The organism is Parapedobacter deserti, assembly GCF_042646065.1.
GTDB classification, from domain to species: Bacteria; Bacteroidota; Bacteroidia; order Sphingobacteriales; family Sphingobacteriaceae; genus Parapedobacter; species Parapedobacter deserti.
This window is the reverse complement of sequence record NZ_JBHRTA010000058.1, coordinates 26,966-49,340: the sequence shown is the minus strand read 5'-3', so window position 1 is coordinate 49,340 and position 22,375 is coordinate 26,966. Positions and strand designations below refer to the sequence as shown.

At 45.2% G+C, this 22,375-nt stretch carries 13 protein-coding genes; 9 read left to right on the top strand and 4 right to left on the bottom strand.

Annotated features, from left to right (window positions below):
* Positions 1-268 precede the first annotated feature (268 nt).
* From ACFOET_RS18590 to ACFOET_RS18580, 3 genes are read right to left on the bottom strand one after another with little or no spacing between them, the layout of a single operon-like run.
* Positions 269-2,539 (bottom strand): dienelactone hydrolase family protein, encoded by a 2,271-nt coding sequence (locus ACFOET_RS18590; RefSeq protein ID WP_379025474.1) that lies wholly within the window; start codon positions 2,537-2,539, stop codon positions 269-271.
* A 25-nt stretch (positions 2,540-2,564) separates the two neighbouring features.
* Positions 2,565-5,324, bottom strand: a complete 2,760-nt coding sequence (locus tag ACFOET_RS18585) for an isochorismatase family protein (protein ID WP_379025472.1) — start codon at positions 5,322-5,324, stop codon at positions 2,565-2,567.
* Positions 5,325-5,342: 18 nt separating this feature from the next.
* Complete coding sequence (locus tag ACFOET_RS18580) at positions 5,343-6,320, bottom strand: metallophosphoesterase (protein WP_379025470.1); 978 nt, start codon at positions 6,318-6,320, stop codon at positions 5,343-5,345.
* Between the two features lie 381 nt (positions 6,321-6,701).
* Between ACFOET_RS18580 and ACFOET_RS18575 the strand changes: the two genes are divergently transcribed.
* The 3 genes from ACFOET_RS18575 to ACFOET_RS18565 all read left to right on the top strand — a co-directional run bounded on the left by ACFOET_RS18575 (position 6,702) and on the right by ACFOET_RS18565 (position 9,812).
* Positions 6,702-7,610: an AraC family transcriptional regulator gene (locus ACFOET_RS18575; RefSeq protein ID WP_379025468.1), complete on the top strand. Its 909-nt coding sequence runs from the start codon at positions 6,702-6,704 to the stop codon at positions 7,608-7,610.
* A 172-nt stretch (positions 7,611-7,782) separates the two neighbouring features.
* On the top strand, positions 7,783-8,523 hold the full coding sequence (locus ACFOET_RS18570; protein WP_379025466.1) for an SDR family NAD(P)-dependent oxidoreductase: 741 nt from the start codon (positions 7,783-7,785) through the stop codon (positions 8,521-8,523).
* 26 nt (positions 8,524-8,549) lie between these two features.
* Positions 8,550-9,812 carry an MFS transporter gene (locus ACFOET_RS18565; RefSeq protein ID WP_379025464.1) on the top strand — a complete coding sequence of 421 codons (1,263 nt, stop codon included), beginning with the start codon at positions 8,550-8,552 and terminating at the stop codon, positions 9,810-9,812.
* Between the two features lie 49 nt (positions 9,813-9,861).
* Here the strand turns inward: ACFOET_RS18565 and ACFOET_RS18560 are convergent, their stop codons facing one another.
* On the bottom strand, positions 9,862-10,893 hold the full coding sequence (locus ACFOET_RS18560; RefSeq protein ID WP_379025462.1) for a LacI family DNA-binding transcriptional regulator: 1,032 nt from the start codon (positions 10,891-10,893) through the stop codon (positions 9,862-9,864).
* 364 nt (positions 10,894-11,257) lie between these two features.
* Between ACFOET_RS18560 and ACFOET_RS18555 the strand changes: the two genes are divergently transcribed.
* The 6 genes from ACFOET_RS18555 to ACFOET_RS18530 all read left to right on the top strand — a co-directional run bounded on the left by ACFOET_RS18555 (position 11,258) and on the right by ACFOET_RS18530 (position 22,254).
* Positions 11,258-12,844, top strand: coding sequence for an alpha-L-fucosidase (locus tag ACFOET_RS18555; RefSeq protein WP_379025460.1), 1,587 nt, complete (start codon positions 11,258-11,260; stop codon positions 12,842-12,844).
* A gap of 53 nt (positions 12,845-12,897) precedes the next feature.
* Positions 12,898-14,070: a PHP domain-containing protein gene (locus ACFOET_RS18550; protein ID WP_379025458.1), complete on the top strand. Its 1,173-nt coding sequence runs from the start codon at positions 12,898-12,900 to the stop codon at positions 14,068-14,070.
* A 358-nt stretch (positions 14,071-14,428) separates the two neighbouring features.
* The gene (locus ACFOET_RS18545; protein WP_379025456.1) at positions 14,429-17,596 is read left to right on the top strand and encodes a SusC/RagA family TonB-linked outer membrane protein; all 3,168 of its coding nucleotides are present in this window, start codon (positions 14,429-14,431) and stop codon (positions 17,594-17,596) included.
* Positions 17,597-17,645: 49 nt separating this feature from the next.
* Positions 17,646-19,361, top strand: coding sequence for a RagB/SusD family nutrient uptake outer membrane protein (locus tag ACFOET_RS18540; RefSeq protein WP_379025454.1), 1,716 nt, complete (start codon positions 17,646-17,648; stop codon positions 19,359-19,361).
* 10 nt (positions 19,362-19,371) lie between these two features.
* Positions 19,372-20,562: an Sb-PDE family phosphodiesterase gene (locus tag ACFOET_RS18535; RefSeq protein ID WP_379025452.1), complete on the top strand. Its 1,191-nt coding sequence runs from the start codon at positions 19,372-19,374 to the stop codon at positions 20,560-20,562.
* Positions 20,563-20,616: 54 nt separating this feature from the next.
* On the top strand, positions 20,617-22,254 hold the full coding sequence (locus ACFOET_RS18530) for an endonuclease/exonuclease/phosphatase family protein (RefSeq protein ID WP_379025450.1): 1,638 nt from the start codon (positions 20,617-20,619) through the stop codon (positions 22,252-22,254).
* Positions 22,255-22,375: the final 121 nt, after the last annotated feature.

The following is a 22,375-nucleotide window of genomic DNA, read 5'->3' as shown; positions in this document are numbered from 1 at the left end:
ACTTTTGCCTTGAATGCTGCGCTAAACTTTCTGCGTTCCTTCTTCATTTTACAACTGCTAATTTAGAAATTAATTCAGTTGTCTAATATTTGGGGGAAACCGCAAAGTCTATTTGAATGAAAAATTTAAGTGGGCGGTGAATAATATGGAAAGTAACGGCTTTTACCAACTTAATTGCAGGAGCTAACAAGAACGTTTGCCAAAAAAGAAGCAAGCCCAGGTTGAACCCTGGGCTTCTTAGGCATCTGGAAGTTGACTATGTCGATGTCTAGTTTAGCGGAAGAAACCTGTAAATAAACTTTAACGCACTCTTTTCTTCGGTGATGTGGCCGCCGACAAAGTACGTAAGCGGCACGTAATCTTCCGGTAACCCCGATAGCATATAATGCCGGCGTACCTTTGCATGTTCCCCGGCAACCATGTCATCTCTCCCAACATTGTCGAAGGATCCGCGCTGGGCCATGAAAGGTCTCGGAGCGATTAACGCCACTTTTTCTGCGGTATCAAATGTGTGGCCGAAATCCCAGTCTTGGATTTCGTATTCCGAATTGTACATGTAGCTGAAAGGAATGTCTATAGATGCACATTTTTTGACCCACTGGTTGAAGTTGGCAACGCAGATGGACAGTTTATAATCGGTAACAATGGCTGGAACCCGAAGTGCCGTGGTGCCGCCGTAAGACAAGCCGAAAAATCCGATTTTTTCGTCATTGACAAATTGAAGTGATTTCAGCCATTCGATAATGCGTTGATGCTGGCCGGTGATGAACGAAAACATAGACAAGCCTAAGGGATTCGCTTTCCGTTGGATTTGACGGAAATAGTGGTCTCCGACGTACGGATTGGCCGGCATAAAGGTAATGTATCCATTTTCAGCAAGCGTCAAAGGCATCGCTTTGAAATAATCGTACTGCCGAGTGGCGGTGTTGGTATTGATTAGGTAATAAGGGGATTGCTCAAGCCCGTGTTGGCATACTACTACCGGACGTTGTTCTCCCGGCTTTATGGCATTGGGCACCACTAAAATCCCCCAGGTGAATACTTCATCCCATACGTTCAGTTTCACGACGTAGCTCGTCCACCGTTCGTTTTTTTCAAGTATGCATGCCTCCGTGTTGAGAGGCCCCGACGGTATGGGAAGTTTGCCGATTTGGTTCCATAGAAGCGTTCGCAACGAGTCTTTTGCCACCTCCTGATTGGTATAGTCCCCTTTTAAGTTGTCCCAGAAGAAGCTATCGCGTGCGTTTTCACACAATTGCAACACGCGTTGGACGAGTGCGGTCATCTCAACGACATTATTTTGCTGTAGTTGCTGGCTGTCGATCCATTCGTTGACCGTTGGAATCGCCTGTGTTTTGCGCAATTTATTGCTGTTGGCGAAAAGGCTTATCGCTTGGTCCGAGAACGGTTGGCTGAGGGGACTCTGCCCGTCGGCTACCCAGTTAAGGTGCGGTTGGTTTTCGGGCACAATGGCTTTTGCCCGAACAAATTCAGCCCATACTTTTTCTGTATCAGGCGTTCCGATACGTCCGGGAGCCCCTCGGCCTCCAAACGAGGTGACGCTATCGACCAAAGCATGTTCGATCACGAGTTTTCGCGGCCAACACATCGCCGCCAATTCGGCGTCACCAAAGTCTTTCAACAAACCGAAGACATTTCGGTACACAGGTTCCTGCCATAGATCAGACCGGTTGTTGAAATAGCCGCTTATCACGGTCGTCGCAATGCGGGGGTCAAGTGCTGCGGCGTAAAGCGCTAACATCCCACCTTCACCGTAACCGGCTACACCTATCGGGCTGTTTGAAGATTGCTCTAGTTGCTCCAGCCAATCGATAGCCGCAAATATTTTTTGTAATTCATAGCCGATGACATGCCTTCCCAGCATATAGGCTTGTCTGTAAATCCATTCGCGGTGGGTAAGCGAGCTGTGCAAGCCTAGGGTGGCGTTGCCAGCATACGCTTGGCCGAGGTCTACCAACAACGGGATGACTACCATCCAGCCCTGGCTGGCCAATCGCTGGGCGCGGGCAAAACCTGGAAGGTCGGAAGCGACGATTCCGGCCAGGTGTTCTGGAGGCATGCCGGCATCGGGAACCAGTACAGCACGTCCTTTCACGGGCCCCTTTGGGTAAATTACCAATCCACTGGCTGAAAGTCCTTCCAGCACGTTCCAATGCACCGCTTCCATGCGATATCCCTTATTTTGAACCCGTGTTTGTTGATCGGTTGCTTGGTAGTAGCCCAACATCTCTGGTTCCAGCCGTTTGTCCACAACACCGAGTTGCTTGGCCAATAGGACGCGCTTGGATGCGACAAATGAATGGAAGTCATCGACGGAGTGGTGTTGCGCCCATTCTTTATCGCGGGAAGAGGTCACTTGTGAGACATACCTGTCAAGGAATCTGTGAATAGAAGAAACCATGTCTCCCGTTAACTGCTCGGTCTCCGCTAGCGGTTTATGGTCGAAAGGGATTTGTTGGCCGTGAGCCAGATGTCCGATTGATAACACAAAGCTAAGTAATGCGGTTTTAATATACATTTGGCGATATTTAGTCATGATTAAATTATTTTAGGACCAAAAGCCGGTCGTCCCGGTCGCCTTTTACCGAAATGACCAGGTGATCGCCATCCTCTTTAAGTTCGGCGTTCAGTTCACTGCTTTCGGGAAAGGTTGTGTCGATTTTGCCAAAGCCGGCAAAGTTTTTTTTTATACGGATTTGGTAATCCCCATCATCGATTAGGTGCAATATCCATCGGCTTTGGTCGGGCTGGTGTGTGAGGACGACCTGTTTGCTGTTTTTAACCTGGATTGGAAGTTCGCCGACATAGCGATGTGTTGCTTCGTTGAGTATGGCCGCTGCACTCGCAGATGCAACGTATATCGCCTTTCCCTTTCCGCAATCGTTGATGTGTATCAAAGGGATTTGTTGGCCTTGATGCGATAGCGATTCCACAGTTTTGCCACGGATAGGGCGTACATGGGTCAGGTCTGTGATTTTTTCGGTGGTCGATGCATACGTTACAGGCAGCTCATCTTGTATGGGGATATTGCGTATTAATTGTACGCCCATCTCCTCTGCTAGGGCAAAGTCGCCCAGTTGTTCGCCTTCTTCGTTGTAACATAGCGCATCACCCATTATGACTAGGTTCCCGCCATTGTTGACGTATTCTTTTACTATGTCCAGCTCGGATGTGGTAAGGCCGCTCGTATAAGGTAGTATCAATATGCGTAGCTTTGAAAGCTCTTTTTTTGCCAGATCAAGTACGTTGATGTATTCAACGGGCATGCTTGCTTGAAGGTAGTTATTGGTGATATTTTCGCAAGCCTGCATATATGTCTTTCGGTCATAATGAGGGAATCGATATCGGGTGTTTTCTGAAAAGAGTATACCGACGTCTGACAAAGGCGTGGCGTTCTCCAGATAGGGTTGGACTTCGGATACCATCTTGAAAAACGGCGATAGGTCTTCCTTCACCCAGGTTAGTTCGTCTCCTACCGGCAGTGCCGTCTCTTGGTCAACCTTGATGTACTGATAACATCGGGCACCTAAAGCCATGATTAATCGCCTTATTGGGCTTTTTAGTGTCTGGCCTACGATGATGCCTTTTTTATCCAAAATGCCACGCAATGCAAGTAATCGGAATGGGGTGCCATATTCAACGTAGGCGATATCATAAAGACGTCCGGTGTTGATGTCGGCTTCCATTGCTGGGTCAAGATGGTTTTGCCATACTTCTACATTGGGTTTTACGGAGCGGCATGCGTCATTTAGTTGATGTGCAGCCCTTTTCAGTGTGGCGATATTGAACGTTAGGTACCTGCTTGAATCCGCACTGCTACGGATTTCATGCCAACTTGTAAATTCCTCCTTGTAAACTTGCTTATAGTACGATTTGCAACCATTGCAATCGCATCCATAGGGACTGACCATGAAATCATAACGTATCCCATCGATGGGGTAGTGGGTAAGTAATTCTTTGCTATAATTCATGACAAGATCGAGGTACCCGGGCGCGTTAAGGCATAACCCGCGTCCGCCAAACTGGCCCTGGCTTTCCATGCCGCTCCGGATTTGCGGTAGACCCACATGATCACGCATGAATTTGAAGTTGGCACCCAGCGTGACGTACCCAAGTGCACTAATATCTCTTTTATGGAGTTCGTCAACCACTTGGCCGAACCAATCGTAGCCTAAACCAGGGAATAGCTCGCCATAGTCGGATACGTGCGTAGTATAACCGTGATGGGGCACCGCAAGTACGAGAACTGCATCCATGTTGGCTTGTTTGCTTAGTTCAGCATACTCGGCTGGGCTTGATTTAGTGAATTTTAAGGGTAGATTGATTAATTCCCGGCCTTCCCAGTTGTAATCATAACAAAGTTGCCTAAAAGATTGTGTGGGCCCCCGGGGTATGTAATTTTTGACGTACTCAGTATCAAAGGTGCGAGGAGGCGCAGGCCGGGCCTTTTTAATGGAAGCTTCTCGTCCACTGGCGAGCAGGAGTTGGTTGCCCGATATCGTAGGGCAGATATGTTGCTCGATATGCTCGATGGTTCTTTTTGAGCCGTATTCAGGTGTTAATTTCGGATCAAGAGCCTTTCGGTCGGGGTCATAACCATTTCCGCTTATGGCTGCTACAAGGTCTCTGACAACGATGCATTCGTATCCATAACGCGTCATCGGCAATACGGAAAACGAGCGAGTCCATGTAACGCACATGTTGGAAGCCTCTCCGACATACAGCAGTGTTTTTATGCCTCTTTCCCGGCATAAAGCGTGTATCTCTTCAACATTATCCGATATCAGGTCATGCTCATTGATCACTAGGTCTTCGTGCTGCCTGCTCCATGCCGCGTATTCCTGGCAAGGTCTTTCTGGTCCGCATTCACAACCACCGGTTCTCCCCCAGGGTAGTGGCTTCGGATCAAAAACATTTACTGGCACAGGTGCAGCGTGCTTTGCTCGCATTGCTTCGCGCTGCGGGAACTCAGCATAGAAATCGACGGTTTCTGACGGTGCAAAAATAATTTGGATACCAAGTTCCCGTGCAGCTTGGAGCGTGGCGTTGAGGTGTGGGATGAGTTCTTTTGATTCTTCCGTGAACGACTTGCACCAATGTTTATCCCACATGTCAACCACAATGATGGCCGTCTCACTGCCGTGGTACACTTCGTTTCGTACGTAAATGGCATTGGTCGATGAGTCACGTGTTTGAAGTGTCAGGTAAAGCGGATTGGGTTGCTGCGCAAAGACCGCTTGAATCATACCGAACAACATCCAAAGTGACCCACCCAAATAAAGGAAGTTAGTTCGCCTTTCCATTTCTAAAGCTTATTTGTCTTAAAACGAGGCATTTGTAAGAATGAATTGGTGTTCTTCCGTGGTTTTATATTCATCGATGTGTGGCGAATAGGTTTTTACGGATATGGTTTTCTGTTTGGGGTCAATGGTCAATATCCGTAAGAAACCATTACCACCATTTATGGAGCCCTCCACACCGCCCTGAAAGTTGGCCAGCATTTGGTATACGTTGTTACCATGGTCGCCCTCACTAACCAACGTGCCAACACCGTCGTTGAGCACATGACCACTCACCACTATGCAGATGTTCGCATGTTTTTTGACCAATTTTTCCCACATTTCCTCCCCGTTATTTACCAAGTCAACACTATCCTTTCCCAAGCCATAAGATTGTGGCAACCAGTGATGGCTACGGTCGGGGCTCATGCGGGTCTCGTCAGAATACATGTAAGCATGGGTATTGATGATAATCTTATGCTGTGGGTGGGCTTGGATTACCGTATCCGCCCATTTCAACACACTATTCCGTGGCCCGAACTCCAGATTCAGGACTAGCCAATCCATGCCTCCACCGGAAAACTTGCACCAATAGTTGTCTAACTTTCCTGCTTCCATGGCGCCGCCGAAGTAAGGCATGGTGCTATAACGATCGAAAGGGAAGTATTGGTTGAAATAACTGAGGTCGCGGGTTCCGGCATGTCCCTTTTCGCCATTATCGTGGTTGCCGGTAGCTAGGGCGTACGGTACGATGTTGTCCATATGTTGTAGTGCTTCAGCGGCTACTTTCCACTGTTCGGGGACATTGTGGTTGGTAATATCACCTTGCTGCAAAACAAACGCAATGCTATCTTTATTATTGACAATCCACTCGGTCTGTGCCTGAAAAATTTCAGGATAGGATTCAGAATATACTTGGGTGTCTGGAAGAAGTACAATTCTAAAACTCTTTTCCTCCTTACAGGACAATGACAGGGTCAACAAGATACCGATCATCAGGTTGTTAATTTTTTTTTTCATAACGGGATGCTTTTACTAACACATTGGATTGAAGTCCAAAAGTAGGACAAAGATCCAAAGCGGTATATTAATATTTTAGCCCAACCCTCCTTGATTTTAGCGCTTGCGATGAAAGGAAAGAAATCTCGAAAGTCTGAAAAGCTTTTTTCAGAAATGATGGTACCCAGGATTTGGTAAACAAGCTTAAGCGAAAATAACTGAAATTATTTAGGAAATCGATTTCTTGATTTTTTCTTTATACTTTGATAACATGCAACTGGTTACTTTGTCGTGAAAAAATAATGCCTATATATGAGGTATTAATGATTTTACGATAGATGGTTTATTTTTTGTGTAAACATTATATTTTTGAAATCGATTTCCTAAACATTGAAACTAACCATGGAAACAAAACTTACTAAGCACTTCCAACCTGTATATCGAAACCTAGAATGGGGGATGTCTTCCGCCGTCAACGTGAAGATCGACTCGGGCAAAAACTTGATGGAAACGTTCCATTATCACCCGCAGCTGGAACTGATATCCCTTCGCAATTGTAAAGGTAATGTCATCGTGGGTACAAAGGTCTGGTCTTTAGAACATGATGAAATATTATTGATCGGCAAGAATACTCCCCATGGATTTTTCTATCGTCATGAAATGGATTCCCAGGATGGTCAACAAGCTCCTCATGCAGTGGTTGTACAGTTCGATGAGTATTTCATGGGGCGGGATTTTTTCGCTATTCCAGAGTCACATAGCATCAAACGGCTATTGGCTGCGGCGCAAAATGGTTTGCTAATTAGTAAGGGAAAAAGGGAGCATGTTGCTAATCTCATGGAGTGTATGTTAGATAAGCATGGCTTTAACAAACTACTGACGCTGTTGGAAATATTAAGTTTGGTGCAGGAACATGAAGACAACTATGAAGTGATGCGTGAAACAGACCGGTTTGCAGATAAGGTGCCGGTAAACGATGATATGCGATTGAGGGAGGTTTGGGATTATACAGCAAAGCATTACCATCAATCTGTCCGCATCGATGAGGTGGCTTCCCGAATAAACCTGACCAAAGAATCTTTTTGCAGGTTTTTTAAGGTGAAGACAAGTATGACATACATGGAATATCTGTTTTCATACCGGATTGACAAGGCCAAGGCAATGATTATGGAAAATAGGCTGTCTATCAAAGAAGTCGGCTATGCTTGCGGCTTTCTCAGCCTTTCCAATTTCTACTACCAATTTAAGAAGATAATGCGTTGCAGCCCATTAGCGTATCAAAACGAACTATTCGCCAAGCTACGTGAATGAGGTGGTATCGATGGTAAAAATCAGGATACGATAGCTAAAATTTCATATGCCAAATAGCGCAAACTCCTCTTTTTTTGCAAACAACGATTTAATCTATGTTAACTAAGGTCATCTTAGGTGACCTAAGACCTAAAATTATTGTTTGAAAAATACGAATTAACTATTTGGTTAGATGAAGAGCATTAAAAAAGTGATGATGATAACGGGCGGCACGCATGGCATTGGGGCGGCTACCGCGAGACACATGGCTAAGCAAGGAATTGATTTGGTATTGGTAGCCCGAAACAGTAGCCCGGATTTCGTGGATGAATTGCACCAGCTGGGGAGCGAAGTCCTGGTTTTCGAAGCTGATTTGACAAATGAAAGCGCATGTGCAGAGGCCGTGGCCTCCGCGCAACACAGGTTTGGCCGGATCGATGCGTTGGTGCACCTGGCTGGTGGTGCTGTGCCCGGAGGCTTACTGGACGTCTCGACGGAAGCATGGCACCATGCGTTCGATATACACCTGCACGCGGCTTTCCATCTCTGTCGTTTTGTGGTTCCGCTGCTAAAAAAGAGTGATGACGGTTGTGTGATCTTGGTATCTTCTGCTGCTGGAATAAGGGGGGTAAAGAATGCACTGGCTTATGCCGTTGTTAAAGGGGCTTTGCCGCAGATGGCTAGGGCTCTCGCTTGCGAGCTAGCCGATCAGTCCATACGGGTGAACTGCGTATCGCCTGGCGTTATTCGGACACGGTTCCAAGAAATGTTAACCCCTGAACAGATAAAAAATAATATCGATAACCGTATACCGTTACACCGCGAAGGTACGCCGGATGATGTCGCGAAGGTCATTGCGATGCTGATGGAAAACACCTATATCACCGGAGAGAATATTGTAGTGGATGGTGGATTGACCATGCGTATAGCTTGATGCGACTAAATAACCGATACTGATTTATGAAAGGCAATAGAAAATGGTGGATGCTTGCATTTGCCTTCACGGCTACGGTTATCAACTACGTTGATCGCTTGGCATTTAATTACTTAAGTGCAGAAGGACCTCTTCGGGAAATTATCTCCGATGAGGTATTCGGCTACATTGGTACCACCTTTTTTGTTGCATACACGTGTTCAAATCTGTTTTCGGGTTGGATGATCGATCGGTTGAAAACAAAGTTAGGCTACCTACTGAGTATGGCGGTTTGGACTACGGCGACATTATTGCACGCCTTTGCAAAGACTCCTATTCAGTTTGGTGCTTTTCGGTTTTTATTGGGTATCGGTGAAGCGGGTAACTGGCCGGCTGCAGTTAGATTGATTGCGGAATGGTTCCCTCCCTCGCAGCGATCAACGGCGTCAGGTATTTTTAATAGCGGTAGCGCCTTCGGGGCCATCATTGCGCCGATAGTGATTGGCTGGCTGGTCATGCATCTTAGTTGGAATTATATTTTTGTCTTATTGGGGGGGGTAGGATACCTTTGGATGGTACTCTTCTGGTATACATATCATGCTCCGCCTATCGATGCTGCTGCGGAGCAACCAAAAAACATCCCGTTGAAGGTATTGTTTAATAATCGGTTTGTTTTTTTCTTTACAATCAGTAAGTTCTTCATTGATCCGGTATGGTATTTTATTACGTTTTGGATAGGACGTTACCTAGTAGATGTTCACCAACTGGATTTCGCCCAAATGGCGTGGTTGGCGATGATTCCGTTTGTCATGGCGGATGTTGGCAATATTTTTGGCGGAGTCTTTACGCAATTTATGATTAGTAAAGTGGGCTTACCGGTAGCGCGAGCGAGAAAGATCGCTGTTGTGGTTTTTGGAGTGTTGCTCGTTGGTTCATTGATTGCTGCTCCGTTACTGATTACTTCGCCTTTGATGGCCATTGCCTTATTAGGGATGTCTGCATTTGCCAATACGGCATATACGGCAAATTCATTGGCTTTTCCTGCAGACGTGGTACCTACGCATGCTACCGCGTCGGTATGGGGGATTGCAAGTGTCGGGGCGGGATTGGGCGGAGCTTGCTTCCAGGCACTATCCGGTATCAGCGTGGCTTCTTTAGCCGCAAGGTTCGACTATACCATTGCTTACCATACGATATTTATTGGCTATGGTTTACTAGCGTCAGTAGGATTCTGCATTGTACTATTTTTAATGGGGCCACTGCAAAAGGATCCCCTATTAGAAAAATGGGGTATAAGTCCTCCTGAATAACCCTTGGTCGCATAGAAAACCTTAACCATGGGCATTAACACCGCCCCACTTACTTCTTCCGTATAGAATCTCGACATATGATGGTGCAAGGAACGGTTTTAGTAATCGGAACATTCGATTTCTGGCTGTCCATTAATTCGTCGAAGTAAATTTTTGCCGTTTCAATCCCCATTGCGCGGCTGTTTTGGTCGACAGTGGTAAGGCTTGGTACAATCATTGCCGAGAAGGGCTCGTTTGCAAAACCGATAACTCCGACGTCATCCGGTATGGAAAGCGCCTTATCAAAGACAGCTTTCATCACGCCAAAAGCAATGTAGTCCGAAGCAGTTAAGAATGCATCTGGCGACAGCTGGCTATCCAACAGTAGACTTGCCGCGTCGTAACCGTTTTGTTCGCTATGAATGCCTGCGACAACATAATCGTAAGGTATCATCATGCCGTTTTCTTTCAGCGCCTGCAAATAACCTTCTCTCCGTTCATTATAAACATCCATCTCGAATGAACCACCCAAAAATGCTATATTTTTATACCCCTGCTTCAAGAGTTCCTTGACTGCATGATATGCAGCTGTTTTATTGTCATTGACGACTTGATGACAAGAAATAGACTTATTTACACGGTCAAACTGAATCAATGGTATGTTACGCTTCATTACTTCTTTCAAGTGATTGTCACTTTTGGTTTCGATACTTTGTGAAATAATGATACAATCGACATTATTGGTGATCAACGTTTCTATAGCCTGCTTTTCCTTGGCATAAGACTCCTCGGTTTGACAGATGATCAACTGATGGCTGTGGTCAAAGCATACTTCTTCCATCCCCGAAATTGCATTGGAAAAAAAAGCACTATTGATTTTGGGTACAATGACACCGATGGTTCTTGATGTACCTTTACGTAAGCTGGCAGCTTGCGAGTTGTGTCTATAATTTAATTCACGTGCTTTATCACGGACAAGAATTTTGACCTTTTCACTCACACTCGGGGAGTCATTCAATGCTTTTGATACCGAAGATGGTGCAATATTCAGCGCTTGTGCAATATCATATATCGTTGGTCGTTTGTCATTTTTGCTTTTCATTGAATAATTTGCGTTTTAACGGAAATTCATGCAGGTTTCATCCAATTAGCGTGATTGGGATGCGTTATTGGATCACCTAACCTATTACAATACCTAAGTTAAGTGCAAATATAGTGCAGTATCGTAAATTCTTTCCGTAAATGATAATATCCCGGATCAGTTAGTTAAAATGCTGAACCGCGTGCCTTTTGCATACATGATCTGCTAATATTATGGAGTGCAAAGATAAAATCGCGAACTCCATTGAGTAAAAGTATGGAGAACTTTGTGCCAAGTTATGAATCTGCATTTGTAAATACGGATGAGAAAGACAAACCCGGTGTCCAAACGCACTTGAGATAATGATCACTGAAATTTACTGTTAATGAAAAGAAGAGACTTTGTAAAGTGTGGTATTGGAGCGGGCTTAGGAGTAATGGTTCCTTGGCATCCGTCGTTGTCTTGGACCGGTGAAAATCCACCTGTCGGTCTAAGACCTTCAAAATTTTCCCATCGGTTGCCCAAAAGTGATGGCCATTATAAAGTGACTGCGGGGTATGTCGAGGAAAACCCAATTCCCGATTACACATGGGCACCGGATGAGGCATATGAAGAGTTCATGGATATGAAATTCGGCATTAGGCTTCATTGGGGATTATATGCAATCTTTCAGCAACCCATGGAATCGTGGCAGTTTTTGGACATGTCTTTTGAAGAACGGCAGGCATACCAAGAGTTGTATAAGTCTTGGAACCCGGGAAAGTTTGACGCAACGGCCTGGGTAAATTTCTTTGCCGACAGTGGCGCACGTATGTTTTCTTTTACGACCAAGCATCATGATGGGTTCAGCATGTATGATACTTCAACACGGATAAAGAGCCGCGTTGACTGGATGGCGGAAGGTGGTCCGGCGATCGTAAATTGCGATTTAGCCTACAGCATCATGGAAACACCCTTTGGAAGGGATGTAACCAAAGAGTTATGTGAAGCTGCACACCGAAAGGGATTGAAAATTGATCTGTATTTCTCCCATCCAGACTGGTATGACACCGATTTCCGGCCGTATAACTACCACCCTATCCAAGTGCCGAGTGCCGGTCAATTGGCGATAAGAGGAAATGAACCGGAGATGGCAGAACCAGCAAAGCGATTTCCCAAAGCCGGGTTGGTCATGAAGCCGGACCCGACGTCGGCAGAAGTGGACCGCATGATGGATCGTCACCGCAGGCAATTAGAAGAAATCATTACCAAATACGGTGAGGTTACGATGGTGTGTCTGGATCAATGGCTGGGCCCCACGGTATGGCCCAGGTTACGGGATACATTGTTACATCTAAGGAAGTTGAGGCCCAATGTGATGTATCGGGCGCGAGGAATTGGCAATTATGGAGATTACTACACGCCGGAAGGCTTTGTTCCCGGTAGTAAAGAAAATACGGACACACCGTGGTTTGTTATTTTTCCCTTGGCATATTCATTCTCTTATGACCCTAATCCGGCGAACCATAAAGGTACACAATGGATGGTTAGGAATTTAGTCGATATCGTAGCTAAAGGGGGAAATTTTATGGTCGGAATTGGCCCCGATGGAAATGGAGAATTTCACAAAACCGCAATCAATCAGTTGAAAGACTTAGGCAACTGGTTAAAAATCAATGGAGAAGGGATTTATAAAACTCGTCCGCGCGATGGTGATCTTTGGCATGAAGGAGCACATGTTTGGTTTACCCGCTCAAAAGATAACCGTACCATATATGCCTTTGTCGATAAGATCGAAGAAAATCAAATAGCATTGTCCACAATTCAATCGAGCGGTATCGAGCATGTCAATCTTTTGGGTGTCGAAAGTTTGGTTGCTTGGACTGTTAAGCCCGGTGGCGAACTGGTTATTTCAATGGAGAGCGATGCGATGAGTGAAATGCCGGCGGTATGCGAATGGATGATGTGTTTTAAAATAACATTAAAGTCGTAAAAGGGGATTGCGACCGAAATTTCAACAAGACTATTATCTAAGGCACTAACTTGATGAAAAGAAATATCAGACGTGTAGTCGTATTATTGGTGTTATTTAGCCTTGGCGATTTGACTACCACGAGCGCCCAAGAGTGGTTTAAAGGTGCTCTTCACATCCATTCGCTTTGGAGCGACGGAAATAACTTTCCCGAGGTTATTGCAGAATATTATAAGGAGAGAGGGTACAATTTCCTGACCGTTACGGAGCACAATGCGATGCAGATCGGTACTGGATGGGCTTCCATAAAACCGGGGTCATCAACGAAGAGAAACATGTTTGACCATTATCTTCAGAGGTTTGGAGAGGATTGGGTAGAATACACGCGGTTCCCCAACGATTCAATTCGTGTCAGACTAAAGGCGCTTGCAGAATATCGGTCCCATGTAGAGCAGCCCGGAAAATTTCTTTTAGTAAACGGGGAAGAAATAACATCGCCTTTCGAGAAGACAGTTCCGGTTCACGTAAATGCTTTTAACACAACCAACGTTATTTCAAAAAAAACAGGCAAGAGCAGAAGCGAGGTGATGGAAAATGCTGTAAATGCTGTATTGGAGCAGGGGACGCTGACGGGCAAAACGGTATTTAGTTTTATCAACCACCCTAACTTCTATTGGGCATTGAATGCTGCGGATATAATGAACGTTAACGACGTCCATTTTCTCGAGATTTTTAATGCGGGGTCTACAGGAAACTATGGTGACGATGAGCATGAAAATGTAGAAGATATGTGGGACCAAATAAACGTTAGACGGGTTTTGGACGGAAGACCTTTGCTATATGGTGTTGCAACCGATGATATGCATGGATTGAATCAAGCTGACCGGGCATGGGTAATGGTATCAGCAACAAGTCTTCATGCCGACAGGTTAGCTGAAGCAATGCTTCTTGGTGATTTTTATGCCTCAACCGGTGTTTATTTGGAGACGGTCGAAGCAAACAGGAAGAGGCTGGCTATCAAGGTGAAAAAAGAGGAAAACGTGAATTATAAAATAGTATTTCTAGGGGTCAGGCGAGGCGAAGATCGGACGACAGTGTTTAGCGAAGTAGAAGGAGAAGAAGCTTCCTATATCCTTTGTGACGACGATTTGTTTGTTCGGGCTAAAATTATATCCTCCAGATTGCATAAGAATCCTTTTCAAAAAGGCGATACCGAAGTCGCGTGGACACAACCTATTTGTCATTAGCAATTTTTCTCACCCTTCCCCAATAGCTGATGCATTAATTGCCAAAAGCAACCCATTCCCGTATTAATTCCGGTTGTATCTAATATCCTTGCTTCAACGGATATAAGTGGGCAATAGACCTCTGAAGCGTTTCGTATTGCCCTCGCTTACCGTTTGATAAAATAGCGGATTTGAGAGGTAATATTTTGAATCAATGGTGACGAGTACCAAATTACCTTTGTCAGGTGTTTGATACGAGTTATGTTTTTCAAATGCATATCACCAAACACCACCGAGGCCTTACGATGCAGTATGTTTGAATATAGCATCAAGGATGAAAGTCAAGTTTTTTACGATAAAATTTTAAATAGCATTAATTATGGAAAAACAATGTGCATACAATTGGATAGTATTATTCAGTATGTTGCTTACCTTTTTTTACGTGGCGATGCCGTCTATGGTTCTAGCGGACAGCAAATCTGCTGAAGCGACTCAGCAACGGGAAATCCAAGGGGTGGTATTTGACAGCAGAGATGCACCTATTCCAGGAGTTACGGTGACGGAAAAGGGGAGCGCCAATTCGGTTAAGACAAACGAAAGCGGACAGTTTACAATCAGGGTGCCTGATTTAGACGCAACACTCATCGTCCATCACGTAGGTTATCAAGAGTCGGAAGTGCCGGTAACCGGTTCTTCGTTGACCATCAGGATGATAGAATCGAATACTTCATTGGATGAAGTTGTGATAGTTGGCTTTGGCACTCAGAAAAAAGAGAACTTAACGGGGGCTGTAACACAGATCAGTGGTGAGCAAATTCAGGAGCGCATGGCTCCCAGTGTGACTTGGGCTTTGCAGGGTGTGATACCAAACTTAAATATAACGAATAATGCATCAGGAGGTGAACCGGGCTCCACACCAAATATTAATATCCGTGGTACGGGATCTTTATCGGGGAGTAGTCCGTTTATTTTGATCGATGGGGTTCCAGGCGAACTTGCGAATGTGAATCCCAATGATATCGAGAGTATCTCTGTTTTGAAGGATGCTTCCGCTTCTGCAATTTATGGAGCACGGGCCGCATTCGGTGTCATCATGGTTACTACCAGAAAGGGCACGGTTGATGCGGCTCCTAAAATTTCGTATAATACACAGCTTGCACTCCAATCACCGACGGTTTTGCCGAAATGGGTGAGTTCCTTAGAATGGGCGACCACAGTTAACGAAGCGTATAAAAATGGCGGGCAAGGGCAATATTATTCCGACGAATTAATCGAGCTGATGCGGTACAATATCGCAAATCCCGGAGAATTGCCATTGACTGTTCCCAGTGCGGCAGATCCGAATAGGTGGGACAATGCAACCTATCAAAATTATGATCCTTATGAATACTTCTATAAGGATTACGGATTTAATCAAAGTCATCATATCGATGTTTCGGGAGGCGGTAAGAGCGTAACTTATTTTTTATCCGGCGGGTACTATCAACAAGGAAACCAATGGCGATACGGCGACGAGCAATTCGATCGCTATACACTGAATTCCAATATCTCCGCGGATCTCGCAAGTTGGCTGAATCTGTCTGTACTCTCCAAATATACGAGGTTGAGTACCGATATGCCGCATGTCTACCCGTTGATTGGTGATTATTATCATGATATCCCTCGACGTTGGCCCAATAATCCGCCGTTTGATGAAAACGGAAATTATTTCGTCAATACATTGGCCCTAATGGCAGAAGGCGGGCGGGATTTAGCCAACCAGAACCAGCTTCAAAACACCTTTTCGATTGAAGCAGAACCGTTAGCCGGCTGGAAAATCAGTGGATCGTTTAGCCTCCGGTACAATTTCGATAACTATTCAGATCATCATAAGACGGTGAAGCGATACTTTGTTGATGGAACCGAGTATAACGAAGGATATTCCGTGCCAAACTGGATAAATCTAGCAAATTCAAACACGTTATATCACACCGAAAATATTTATAGTAGTTTTGAAAAGCAAGTCGGAAAACACTACTTTAAGGTAATGGGCGGCTTCCAGGCGGAGCTGAATCAGTACGAGTACGTTTCGACAAGGGCCAATGAATTGGTATCGGACAATGTTCCGTTCGTCTCCACAGCAACAGGAGTGATCAATACGTCAGGAAGCAAGTATCACTGGGGAACTGTTGGGTTTTTTGACCGTATCAATTATAACTACGATGAGAAGTACCTGATTGAGTTTTCGAGCAGGTATGATGGATCTTCCCGTTTCGAGGATGGTAAGAGGTGGGGTTTCTTCCCTTCCGTATCCGTGGGCTATAATATCGCCAAAGAAAATTTTTGGGAAAGTATGCAGCAGCATGTTTCGTCTTTGAAACTGAGGTTCTCCTATGGAAGTTTAGGTAACCAGGTTACCGGGAGCAACTACTATGCATATTTGTCCGGCTTATCAATTAATAATCAGCTGAATCATATCATTGGCAACGAGCGGCCAATTTACCTCACGGCACCAGGTTTGGTTTCTTCGGATGTAACGTGGGAAATGGTATCAACGAGGAACTTTGGTTTAGATGCCGAGGCTTTCCAGGGGCGGCTTTCGCTTACGTTTGATCTATACAAGCGTTTTACCGATAGGATGCTCGGCCCCGGCGAATCCTACCCTTCGTTGCTCGGGACTTCGGCACCGCTCAGAAACAATGCAAAAATGGAGTCGAAAGGTTTTGAAATGACCATAGGCTGGCGAGACCGGGTAGGTGGCGTTTCGTATCAAATTGGTGGAATGCTGTCTGACAATCTAAGTAAAATTACAGCCTATAAAAACGATTCAGGAATACTAACCAGTCATTACAGCGGTAAGACCTTAAATGAAATTTGGGGATTAACCACCGTCGGTATTTTCCAGTCTGATGAGGAAATAGCTGCGGCTGCAAATCAATCCTATTATTTCAGTACATGGGTTCCAGGTGATGTCCATTACAAGGATATAAACGGCGATGGAAGGATTAACATTGGCGCGAATACACTATCGGATCACGGGGATAAGACAATTATAGGGAACAGCACGCCCCGCTATAGTTATGGCCTAAATCTCGGTGCCGAATGGAAAGGTTTATATGTAGATATGTTTTGGCAGGGGGTGGCAAAAAGAGATGTTTTCATGGATAGTAATTTTTTCTGGGGAGTGACAGGCAATATTAACCAAGCCACCATTTTTGAAGAGCACATGGATTATTGGCGGGAAGATAATACGGATGCTTATTTCCCGAGGCCGATTATGACTGGTCAATCTGCCAAGAACCGGCAAGTACAGACCCGCTATCTTCAAGATGCCTCATACCTTCGACTAAAGAATATGCGTGTTGGTTATAATTTTTCGAAAAACGTTGCCGGAAAAATTGGACTTGGGGACCTGCAAGTTTATTTAACCGGAGAAAACCTTCTTACTTTCAGTGATATTCTCGGCGTATTTGACCCGGAAGGTGATGTGGCTGGTCAGTATGGAAATGGTAAAACTTATCCATTGGCCAAAATGATGTCTTTTGGGCTCAAAGTGGGGTTGAAATAAAATTACAAATGATTTTGGCGAGATCAAGCCTGATTAAAAATTTAAAAAGATGAAAACTTTCACATTGATTATTTTAGCCTTTATCTCAATATCTTCATTGAGTTGCTCTAAATATTTAGACCTGAGTCCGCTAGATCAAGTTGTAGACGCGGATTATTGGAATTCAGCCGATGATATTAAATACTACGCAAATCAATTCTATACCGTTTTTCCAAGTCATGCTGGTTATTCGTTAGGAATATATGCGTTAGATAACAATAGTGACAACATGGTGCCGGGCACCTATAATCAACGGCTTGCCGGCCAGAATACGGAGAACAGTTCGAATGGCTTCTCCTGGAGTTTTTCCGGTATCCGCAGTGTTAATCATGGTCTTGCTCATTCCGTCGGCGTACCGGGTAACCCAGATCAAGTAAGTAAATATCGGGGCGAACTTTATTTTTTCAGAGCGTTCATGTATTTCACATTGGTGAGGGGATATGGTGACGTTCCTTGGATTTCGAAAACATTACTTACTGACTCCGAAGAATTATATATGGACCGGACCACTCGGACGGTAGTGGTAGACTCTATTTTGAATGACCTCGATTCTGCCATCGCTTATCTGCCACTCAAAGCCAATGCCGAAACGGATCGGTTAAATAAGGAAAGTGCACTGCTTTTTAAAAGCCGAGTTGCCTTGTACGAAGGTACCTGGCAGAAGTATCATGCAGGGACGGTGTTTGGCACGGCTGGCGCAGATTATAGACATTATTTGCAAGCAGCTGCCGCTACCGCCAAGGAATTGATTGATTTGCCATCCGCAAGTTTATTTATTTCGGCAGATGTCAATTATTTGTATCGCTCCATGTTTGGCAGGTTAGATTTGAGTGACAACCCCGAGGTTTTGTTATATAAGAAATATGACGAGTCGATGGGTATTTCGCACCATATGACAAATTATATCCGTTCAGGTGCCAATACGGGGCTGTCTGTGTCGCTGATTGATGACTATTTGTGTATAGATGGAAAGCCGATTGCGATCAGCGATTTATATGAAGGCAACGAGACGCTTTCTGATATTGTCGCCAATAGAGACCCCCGGCTTACACAGACGATTTGGACGCCCGGAGATACCGTTGTATTAAATAGCGGTATCGCCACCATTTATAAATTTCCCAGGCTAGACGTTTCTGGCGAATTAAGGAGCGTTTCAGGCTTTGATTTCAAAAAAGGAGTGGCAGAAGATCCTTCATCGGTCAACCGGGAAAATCCGGCAATCCTTTTCCGATATGCGGAAGCGTTGCTCAATTATGTGGAGGCTAAGGCGGAGCTGGGAGAAATAACGCAGTCTGACGTGGATATTTCGATTAATGAGTTACGTCGGCGGATTAACATGCCTCACCTGGTAATCGGTGATATCGTTGAAGATCCAAATTGGTTGTATCCTGACAAAAGCCCGATTATTAATGAGATCCGAAGGGAACGACGTGTCGAACTGGCCAGTGAGGGATTTCGGTTTGATGACCTGGCGAGGTGGGCTGAAATGGATATACTCATAGGGGCAAGACCAAGAGGAATAAAGTTTCACCAGGAAAACTATCCAAGTTTAGAAGTCGGAGTTGGTGTTTACGTAGATGAAAACGGGTATGTCGATCCATATCAAAATGGATTAGCCAATGGCTATCAGTTTAACCTCGATCGAGATTACCTTACGCCTATTCCTCCTAATCAGTTGACGTTAAATCGAAATTATACACAAAACCCCGGTTGGAGACAAAATTAAAATTAAACATATGTATCTTGTTAAAATTTCTTTATTACTGCTCACAGCAGCAACTTTGACTGGTGGCCCATTTGCTTATGGGCAGGAGTCGTCTGCAACAATTTCACTGGCCGAGTTCCGGAAAGCACCGCAGCGAAAATTGATTCAAATACCTGATATCAATGGATATAAAGTTTTAAAGGCGGACTTCCATATGCATACTGTGTTTTCTGACGGATTTGTTTGGCCGTCGATACGCATCCAAGAAGCGTGGCAAGAGGGCTTGGATGTTATGGCTATAACAGAGCATATTGAGTTTACACCGAACTCGGGCATTCTGAATACTGACCCCGATAGGTTATATGAGTCGATAGCGAACACCGTACAAAGCAAAAACCTAATCCTGATCAAGGGAGCGGAGATCACCAGGAAAACTCCTCCTGGGCATTTCAATGCGCTATTCGTTGGCGAGCTGGCTGGCTATGAAAGGGATCAGTCTAATGCAATGGACGCGATCGCCATAAAAAGGGCTCACGATCAAAAATCTTTTATTTTTTGGGATCACCCCGGATGGCAAGATGCTGCCATACCGGGATCTTACGAATGGACCCATTTTGTGGATAGCTTGGCCAAAGCCAGGGTGCTGGGTGGAATAGAAGTTGCGAATGCACAGTCTAATGGGTTGTACAAGAAGGCCATAGATTGGGCGTTAGATCACGACTTGGCGATTATGGCCAATTCAGACCTTCACAATGTGTCGGGCTATGATTTTAATTTTGACCTGCCCTATGTCCATCGGCCAATGACGTTGGTGCTGGCCAAAGAAAAGTCTGAGAATAGTGTCAGAGAGGCTTTGGAGGCCGGTCGGACAATAGCTTGGGCAAGCAAATACCTTATCGGGAAAGAAGAGTACCTACGTCAATTATTTAATGCTTGCGTTTCTGTCTCGCCATCTCTGCATAGCACGTCTTACACCAATAAAAGCACCGGTATTACCACTGTAACCGACTATTACGAAATCGCAAACAACAGTGACCTTTATTTTGAATTGAAGTTAAAAAGTGGCGATGGCAGCGGCAGTGTGATTTTGCACCCACGTTCAGCACAGACCATAGCGGCAAGAAACGGGATTCAGCTTTTGGAGTATGAAGTGATATCTACCTTTGTGCGTAGTGATCAACATCTTAAGGTAGATATCCATTTAAAAAAGGGAAATAAATAGTGTGAGCGTGAGGGACCTGTTGAAAGGCAAGAACAACCGTAATTAAATAAGACTATGGGGACGAAAGTAATCAGGCTGGTTCTTTTATTGGGCATAACAGGTTTTCAGTTTGTCAACGCGTGTCCGGCCTTAGGTTCGGAAAACGGATTGGTTTTTCATGAATCTTTCGATGAGCGGCGCGCAGACTTTAAAAGAGCGTCTGTTGATCATGCGACCAAAGTTTCTTTGCAAAATGTTTATCAGTCGCTGTACACCGAAGGGATAAAGGGAAAAGCATTAAATCTCACAAATGACGCGCCCATTCGTTCGCCATTTGTCATGGAGAAAGAACAAGGCTTGACGTTTTCTGCAGCGCAATCTTTCTCGCTAATCATTTGGATACGGACGAAAAGGTCAGCTCATCAGGGATTGCCGATTTGGACCAATAAACAGGCTGGAACTAGCGATTCTGTGGGTTGGTGCTTAGGTACACAAGATAACGGTGCTTGGTATTGGAACATGAGCGATGGAAACACTACGTACAGTTACGAGCCGACGGCCGAGCGGCAGGCTATTAATGATGGTGAATGGCATCAGTTGGCCATTTCTGTCGATCGAGAGAGTCAAGAGGTCTGGATGTATAAAGATGGTAGGAATGTGGCGATTTACAGATTAGAGCAGGGTAATCTCGGCAACATGCAAAGTGCGTTCAGGACAATTATCGGTGGTTCAGATAGCTATTATGATTTCGGTAGCCGCGGTGAGTGGACGGCGTTCAACGGGCTGGTTGATGAAGCGTCTATGTATGACCGCCCGTTGACCGTAGCGGAGGTGAGGACCAACTACGAAGAAATCCTTGGCCGGCAAGTCGAACCGGAGCTGCCAAAACCGGACCGCCTGAAGGTGCTGGTTTGGAACATTTGGCATGGGGGGCATCGGTTCGGCCAGCATGTAGGCGTGGAGCGCATATGTGAGGTGCTGAAGCAAGCGGACGCAGACATTATGGGATTAATAGAAACTTATGGTTCCGGGGCTATTATTGCCGACTCATTAGGTTACTATTTTTACCTGATCAGCGACAACTTGAGCATCATAAGCCGTTATCCCATTGAGGAGACGATAGCGGTCTATAAGCCCTTTTATTCCGGGGGGGCTATCTTGAATTTGGGCGGTAGCAAACGACTGGCCTTTTTCAACGTGTGGCTGTGGTATCAACCCAGTCTCCCTCCAATATCCAAATGGAACGACACGGAGGTGGTGGACGAATTTCATGCCGCGGAAGAGCGGCGGGTGAACGAACTCAAATCGATCGTAACGGAAATTGACAGCTACGTGAAAAATGCAGACAGCATTTCTGTTATCGTGGCAGGCGATTTCAATAGCACATCCCATCTGGATCATACCGCCGAAACCGCCACGCTGTACGGTGGTGTGATATTAGAACGGCCGGTATCCAAATTGATGACGAATGCCGGCTTTACGGACTCGTACCGTATTTGTCATCCAAGCGTTACCATGCGACCTGGATTTACATGGTCGCCGATGTACAATGATAATGGGCTGCTTAAAGGAGAAGTTCGCCCAACACGCATCGATTACATTTACGCTAAGGGTGCGAAACTGCAGCCTTATTATTCCCATGTTCTCGATTTTCACCCACTGTTCTGGCCCTCAGATCACGCCAGCGTCGTGACGTCTTTTTATCTTGATTAGTGTGCTCCCCACCAACCCCATCTCATAATATTCCTACAACTTCTTATGAAAGTTCCCGTGTGCTCTAAGACGTGGCGCAGATCTTACAATGATTCAGCAATACCAAGCTCGGTTGAGCGAG

Coding starts and splice junctions, on each gene's coding strand:
- ACFOET_RS18540 (WP_379025454.1), top strand. CDS start 17,646: ATGAAAACTTTCACATTGATTATTTTAGCCTTTATCTCAATATCTTCA.
- ACFOET_RS18580 (WP_379025470.1), bottom strand. CDS start 6,320: ATGAAAAAAAAAATTAACAACCTGATGATCGGTATCTTGTTGACCCTG.
- ACFOET_RS18545 (WP_379025456.1), top strand. CDS start 14,429: ATGGAAAAACAATGTGCATACAATTGGATAGTATTATTCAGTATGTTG.
- ACFOET_RS18535 (WP_379025452.1), top strand. CDS start 19,372: ATGTATCTTGTTAAAATTTCTTTATTACTGCTCACAGCAGCAACTTTG.
- ACFOET_RS18575 (WP_379025468.1), top strand. CDS start 6,702: ATGGAAACAAAACTTACTAAGCACTTCCAACCTGTATATCGAAACCTA.
- ACFOET_RS18550 (WP_379025458.1), top strand. CDS start 12,898: ATGAAAAGAAATATCAGACGTGTAGTCGTATTATTGGTGTTATTTAGC.
- ACFOET_RS18555 (WP_379025460.1), top strand. CDS start 11,258: ATGAAAAGAAGAGACTTTGTAAAGTGTGGTATTGGAGCGGGCTTAGGA.
- ACFOET_RS18590 (WP_379025474.1), bottom strand. CDS start 2,539: ATGTATATTAAAACCGCATTACTTAGCTTTGTGTTATCAATCGGACAT.
- ACFOET_RS18585 (WP_379025472.1), bottom strand. CDS start 5,324: ATGGAAAGGCGAACTAACTTCCTTTATTTGGGTGGGTCACTTTGGATG.
- ACFOET_RS18560 (WP_379025462.1), bottom strand. CDS start 10,893: ATGAAAAGCAAAAATGACAAACGACCAACGATATATGATATTGCACAA.
- ACFOET_RS18530 (WP_379025450.1), top strand. CDS start 20,617: ATGGGGACGAAAGTAATCAGGCTGGTTCTTTTATTGGGCATAACAGGT.
- ACFOET_RS18565 (WP_379025464.1), top strand. CDS start 8,550: ATGAAAGGCAATAGAAAATGGTGGATGCTTGCATTTGCCTTCACGGCT.
- ACFOET_RS18570 (WP_379025466.1), top strand. CDS start 7,783: ATGAAGAGCATTAAAAAAGTGATGATGATAACGGGCGGCACGCATGGC.